Consider the following 6,870-nt stretch of genomic DNA (forward strand, 5'->3'; position numbering starts at 1 on the left):
TCCATGCCGTAATGGCCGATGGCTTCGTGTGCCAGCGTCTTGGCCAAGTCAGCACGGCCAGCATCGGTATCGGGGTGGCGATCGGCAACGATCCAGATGCCTTTGCCGTCGTAAGCGCCCTTCGCCGTCTTGTAGCCGGCATCGGCCCGGAAGCGCGCAGGCAACTGGTCAGCGGTCGCCACCACGTGCACGCCAGGCAGGTCGTTACCCTTCCAGTCCTTCGTCAATTCGCCAACGGTGTCGGTGATGCGATCCTCGTGATCGCGCTGCGCGTCGGTGACCTCGGTGGCTTCCCCCTGCTTGCGGAAGAGTGCAGAACCTTCCTGGCTGCGCTCGGCGGCCGGCCGCGAGGTGTCGCCGTTCTTCAACCAATCCTTGAACTCGTCCATGTCCATGGCATGCACTGGCCCAACCTTCCAGCCCTTGTCGAAGTTCGACTTGTACGCAGCGATCGCATCCTTCTTCGACGTAAAGCCCAACATCGCCTTGTGTTCATCGAAGCCGCGCGTCTTCTGATCGAGCTGGTCGACCACGTATACCTTCTTGCTCTCAGGCTTCGGCCCGATGTACACGTCGACGTGCTCGCCGTCGGCGCCCTCCGTGCGCTTGATGTAGCCGTAGTGGTCGGACATCTCGTGTGACCAGGTCGAGCCATCTTCGCGCAGCCCGCTGCGGGTTGACCCGCGGGGATTCTCGATGCTGATGTCCAGGCCGTGCAGCGAGACGTGGCCCTTCTGGTAATTGCCAGCTTCCTTCTGGGCAGGCGTGGGTTCTGGGAGATCGTTGTGGGGTGACAGGGCGGCTTCACGCGCAGCATCTTCAACCTTGTCGCCGATGGTACGCACATCAGGTTGATGGCTACCTGCCTCATCAAGGCGATGAATATTGTCAGAGTCGAAGACGGAGAGAGTCTGGATTTTGCCTTTGTCATCCCGAACGATCACACCATCGTGACCGTCGTAACCAGCCTTTTCTATAGCGCGTTGCCGACTCTCGCCAACTTTTGCTTCGTACGGATTTTCGAGGCGCACATGAGCGGGAATAACGTTCTTTCCGTACATTTCCGTAGCGGGTTTGTGCGGCGTGAACCATACCCCTGCATCTCGAGACCGAGATTGGTCGAAAGGGCCAGAAAACATCTCGTTAGTACCGTGATACACGGTCAGCGGCTTACCATCGTCATCAACGACTTTGTTACCAGCCGCATATGGCGATCGCTCCTGATGCGCAACGCTTGACGTGGTTTTACTTTCCGCCGCGCTCGGCTTCTCGGCCCGCGTCGTCGCCTCTTCGGCGTAGCGAAGCTGCTTGGCTTTTAGCCGATGTCCCTCGCCGGCGTCATTCACCAGGCTGTGCACAAGGCGATCGTTCGCACGCACGCTGCGCACTTTGTTGTAGCCCTTGGCGACCAACTGATCGACGTGCGTTTGCCCGTTCACCTCGCCTTCTGGTGTCTTTACGCGAACGCTGCGTGCATCTTCGGCTGCCGTGTCTGGCTTCGGTACGACATGCGTCGCCGACTTGCTACCTTGCAGCGACGCACGCTGAACATCCGTAATCTCGTTTCCAAAATGCACGCGTGAGCCGTCCTTCCATAGCTCGACTGGGTATAGCCCCTTCTCAGGCTCGCTCTTCACGCCTACGACCGTGCGGCGCTCAAACTTTCCAGCGTCCTTGCCTTCCATATATTGCACGCCGTATCGGCCGTCCTTGAGCTTTGCAATGCGCATAGCCGGGCCGCCCTGCGCCTGGACCTCTCCAAGTGCATTCAACCCATCACGATCAACGTAGAACGTTGCTTGTGAGCGTGGTTGTGGGCCCTGCTCTTTCACGCCGTGCTCTGGTCGATAGGCCTTGTCTCGACTTGTAGTGCCATCTTCATGCACCGAGTATTTGCTTCCTTTGGATGTCTTGAAGCCGATTACCTTCGACTCGGTAGAGCCTTCTTTAGAAACAGAAACCCCGCCAGTGGGCGGGGTCTCAGGCTTGGGTTCCTTGGCAGCTACTTCTTCTTGTCGCTGTACCTGGTCACCGGCGCTTGGTTCGGCTTGCGCTGGGCGTTGAAGATCTTCGCCGCCTGCTGCTCCGCTTGTTGCTGCGGCAGGTGGCGTTTCAGGAACGCTTGCTTGATCGCTTCGTACTTCTGCGGCATGGTCATCCTCCTGAGTGGAACTTTGCGTTGGCGCAGCTGCAGCCTTATCAACTGGCTCAACGTTTGGCGATCGATCTGGATTCACCAGCGATTGTTCACCCTCATCGTTGTATGGCTTCGCATCCAATCCAGGAGGCTGATTCTGCCCCCTCTTCGCGCGAATCTTATCGATGAATGGTTTCAACCCATTTTGCACTGCTTGTGGATCGATACCCGGATATCGCTTTGCAATGCGATCGTTTTCATAATCCGTGGCAGCGTTATGGGCAGGAACATAGTCCTGCCCGTAGTGATGCATCAGCCAAGATTCGAAAATCTCGTGCTGAGCAGTACTCCAGTGGGTATCAACGTTGTGTTCGCCAATCTGCAGGCTCTTTGGATAGTCAGGATCGAATGCAATACCCTTGATCGATGTGCCGTCCTTGGGCTTGTCTTTCAGGGTGGTGGCTCCTGAATAGACGACATCGTGTTTATCATCTGCCGGAAGCCACTGATGATCGGCACGATTTACTGAACCTGGGGTGGCTCCTTCAACCGGCTTCAAACCCAATGAAGCGGCGTAGGCATCAGCAGCCGCACGTGCTTCAGTGGGGTCGTATATCGTGTTCCCATCCTCATCCTTGATTTCAGCCGCGCCCAAATTTGGGCCATTGTCCGTTGGTTGTGTCTGGGCGTTATCCGATGGATCGGCAGGTGTAGCGTTGCGTTTTGCAGCTTGTATGCTGGCGCTCGCCATTTTCTGCGCCTGCGTTCGAACGCTCTTTACATCGTCCTCTGGAACGTTCCACGCATCGGCGATTGCCTTCGTGTTGAAGCGAATATCGTTGGTTGCGGCGTATTGATTGACGAGGTGATTGGCGAGAGCAGCAGCGAGCTGATCTTTCGATGGTGCGGTGATCTCGCCAGTATCGGGATTGACCCATGATGGTGTTGCCGGCTGGATACGGTCGGTTGCTGAAGTCCCCGGCGCGGATGGCGCAGCCGGCCCCTGGGGCCCTGCGCTCGCCTCGGGCGCTGAGTTGGCTGCCGCATCATTCAACGAGGGCCGCTGCAGCACGGCCGTGCGTGCATTCGACGCAGCAATCGTATTCGCAGCGTCACTCATCGAGCCCGGCTGCGCTTCCGGATAGGGAACATGCGCGTGCGGAACGAGGCCAAGCCCAGCGCCAAGCCCGGCCGAGAGTAGCGCGCCGGTGCCAAGCGGCTGCCCATTCACCAGGTTCTGCGCCTCATTGACACCTTCGCCCGCGAGCGCGCCAGTCAGCGCTCGCTTCAGCACGCTGCCGCGGCCACCCATCGGCACCAGGTTGGCAGCGGTATCGAACACGCCTTTGCCCAGCAATGCCGCCGTCGATTCGGGTTGCTGCCCAGCAGCTTCTTGCTGCGCGGCTTCGCTACCCGCTTGCGTGAGGCCCAGCGCGGCCGCGCCCTGTAGCGCGGGACGTGTGAGGTATGGCGCCACCTTTGACAAAATGCCTGGCGCGGCAGCGGCCGCTTCTATTTCTGGCGCCTCGCCGCCACTCAACACGGCGGCCGATATCTGCGCGCCGAGGCCCGATAGCGCTTGCGTGACATTCGCGCCAAGGCCGGCACTTTGCGGCGCTTCGAATTGCGCCTGGCGCTGCGCCAGCGGCGTGGTGACATTGCGCTTCAACCACGCTTCACCCGTCGGGCTGACAACGCCGACGCCACGCTGCGCGAGTTCGGCGGCGCCAGCAGCGATGCTATTGGCCGCACCACCAAGACCGCGCGTCACGGGGTTGTCCACCAGGTATCCCAGGCCCTGGCCATAATCCTGCTGGCCGGTGCCTTGCAGCTGGGACCGAATCCAGCCGCCGATGCCTGAGGGTGGCTTCAGCTGGGCTTGCGGTGTGGCCGCGGGCTGGGCCCCATCCATCACAAACCCTAGTGGTGGTGCGCTAGGTGAGCGGAGCGTTGGCGACGCGTTGCCGTTGCTGCCGCTGTTGTCATCGAGCACGAAGCCGGCTGGCGGCTGGAGATTGTTGGCCATTAGAGCGCCACCCACTGCCCATTGATGTTAACGAGGCTCTGCCCGGTTTTGGGATTCGTGGCCGTCGGAAGCCCCATGGTCTTGGCGGCCTGCGTGCGCCACGCCGTGTAGTCGGACGCCGTCGGCGCTGGCTTGTCTTTCGTGGGCATGAAGTTCTTGCCGAATTCCAGCGCCGCCTTGTTGAGATCGTCCGTGACCTGGTCAGCGCGTTTTGTCGCCGCATCGTCCTTCGGCTGGAACGCCTTGGCCGGCTGTCCGTTCGGCAGCGTCGACATCGTTATCTGGCCAGTGATCGGATCCATGGTGGCGATCGAGCCGTCCGACAGGGTAAGCGGATGGCGTTCCCGGTAAAGCTGCGCCAGCTTGCCCGGCATCATGGCTTCCTGGAGCCCGTATTGCCCACGCAGGTTCTCCTGCTGCAGCGCCTGCTGCCCCTGCTGGCTGAGCTGTGCGGATTTCGCCGCCGCGTCCTGATCGAGCGTATCCGCCTGATTCATCGCGCTGGTGTATTGACCCAGCCGCTGCAAGGCAGCTCTCCGATTTGCGCCACTACCCGACTGGGCATCGACACCGAGGTTATGCGCGACAGTTCCCGCGGCGCTGCGCCAGTCGCCACTGGCGACATCGGCCGCATTCGCGCGCGCGTAATCCGATGCACTCGGCGTGAAACCGGTACCGGCATCCTGCATGTTGCGCACCAGCGTGGCGACGCGCTGATCAGTCGATGGCGTGTAACCGAGCACATCGCTGGTCAGCGGCCCGGAGTTGTGGTCATAGGTGCTCAGGCGCGAGCCAAGGTTCTGGATGTCGTTGTTTGTCATCGTGCGTGGAACGCCTGAACCGCCATCGCTGAATGTCGGCACGCCGTTGACCATGGCGCCGTAATTGAGGCGGCGTCCGCCGGGAAGCGTCACCCCCTGATCGACCAGCGATGGCCGCGGTCCCAGCGTGGTCTGCGCGGCACCCTGGACATTGGCTAGCGATGCCTGCGGCGCGCGCACGACCGCGGCAGGATTCGTTACGGAGGTCGGATCGACCGGCGCGCTCGCCAGACGCGAGAGATAGGCTTTGGCTTGGGGCGCCGCGGCGGCGACCTGCGCAGGATTCAGCGTGTTGGCATTGGGCGATCCGTTGCCAAAGTCGAGCGCCGAGAAGCCATCGCCGCCCCAGCCGCCCACAACGCCGGTGCCCGGTGCGGCCGCTGTTGGCGTAATGGATGGCAGGCTCGGCAAACTCAGCGATGCACGCTGCAGCGTGGCTGCTTCTCGCTGGGCGGTCTGCGTCGACGGCGTCACGACGCTGCCGGTGACGTTCGACAAGTCGGGATGAGGAACGCCGGCATCGGCAAGTGCCATCGCGGATCCTGGCGCGGGCGCCGTGCCCTGAGGGAATCCTTTGGTCACGCGGATGGGGCCGAGCCGAAACCAGGTGTTGTCACCGGGATTCGCTGCGGGCTTCGTGGGAGTCGTCGGCGCCGACGCGGGCGCATATCCGTTTGCGGCGCCCCATTTCAGGACGGGAAGCGCGCTGGGCACATTTGGCGCGGTGTTCTTGGACTCATCGTCCACCATGCCCTGATCGATACCTGCCAAGGTATTTGCCATATGCGTGTCCCCTTACGATGACGAAGTGGAATCCAGTTGACCGTAGTAGTCCATGCGCAAGCTGTAATCGATCCCTTCGGACGTCTGCGAGGACATGCTTGCGCCGATGTTGACCGCACTCATCGCGGCCGAGGCCAGCGAACTCGCCACTTGCGCCAGCGTCTTCTTGATCTCCAGCATGATGTTGGTGACGTACTGCAGTTGCTGGAACTGCTGATCAGCACGCTTCATCTCGGTATCGACGATGGCCTGTTCCTGCGACAGATTGAGCTGGAAGCGGCGTTCGTCGTATGCACCGGCAGCGGTGGCTACCTGGGCACTTGCTTTGTATAGATCCACCTGTGATTGAAACTCGCGGAGGAGCACATCGATCCGCGTTGTTTCCGCTTGCAGTTGGGTGTTGTACAGCTCTACCTGTGCGCGCCATTCGTCCAGCACCATGCGGTTCTGATCGATCTGCAAACGCTGGATCTCAACCTGCACGTCCGCTTCCGTCTTGAACACCTCGACTTGCGTACCTTCGAGTTGGATACCCGACGTCACCGCAAAGCGAAGGTTCTCGATCGCCACCATCTGCTCCTGGATGTAGATGTCGCGGTTCGTCGCCTGCCGCCGCATGCGCGCATCGGCCCGTGCGCGGCTAACCTGTTTGTTCAAGATGCCTGATGGCATGAAGAACCCGCGCGACGCGTATTCGTCGTACGCCTGGTCAACGGCACGCACCTCTTCGGTATTCGCCTCGGTATAGGCACGATCACGCAGCTGCCGCGCCACGTCGGGCGGCAACGGGTTGCCACCCAGCAGCGTCTGCACCGCGCTTTGCATCGTGTTGAGAAGATCGGACACGAACTGTGGTGCTGGCAGGATCGGAATCGTATAGATGGGAGGTGCAGCGGGGATGGCCGGGGCATTGAACGCCAGGCCATCCGGGGTGGGCGGTGCTTGGATATTCGGAAAACCAGGCAGCGCGATTTGCGGGTCGAAGTTCGCGTTGAAGTTGACCGTGGTGATTGGAATATTCGCCAACTGGCTGGCCAGTAGCTGCGCTGTGGCAAAGGCCTGTTGAGCGATTCCCGACCACGTCGAATAGGCGGCGTAGACGA

General features: G+C 61.0%; 3 protein-coding genes. All 3 read right to left on the reverse strand.

Annotated features, from left to right (window positions below; translation table 11 throughout):
- Nucleotides 1-4,163, reverse strand: a 4,163-nt coding sequence (locus tag VMA74_RS11060; protein WP_325366887.1) for a hypothetical protein, incomplete at its 3' end; no start/stop codon positions are given.
- Complete coding sequence (locus VMA74_RS11065; RefSeq protein WP_325366889.1) at nt 4,163-5,518, reverse strand: hypothetical protein; 1,356 nt, start codon at nt 5,516-5,518, stop codon at nt 4,163-4,165. The genes VMA74_RS11065 and VMA74_RS11060, both read right to left, overlap by 1 nt.
- A 261-nt stretch (nt 5,519-5,779) precedes the next feature.
- On the reverse strand, nt 5,780-6,870 hold a 1,091-nt coding region (locus VMA74_RS11070; protein ID WP_325366891.1), incomplete at its 5' end, for a hypothetical protein.

This window comes from Dyella sp., assembly GCF_035508675.1.
Lineage (GTDB): Bacteria > Pseudomonadota > Gammaproteobacteria > Xanthomonadales > Rhodanobacteraceae > Dyella_B.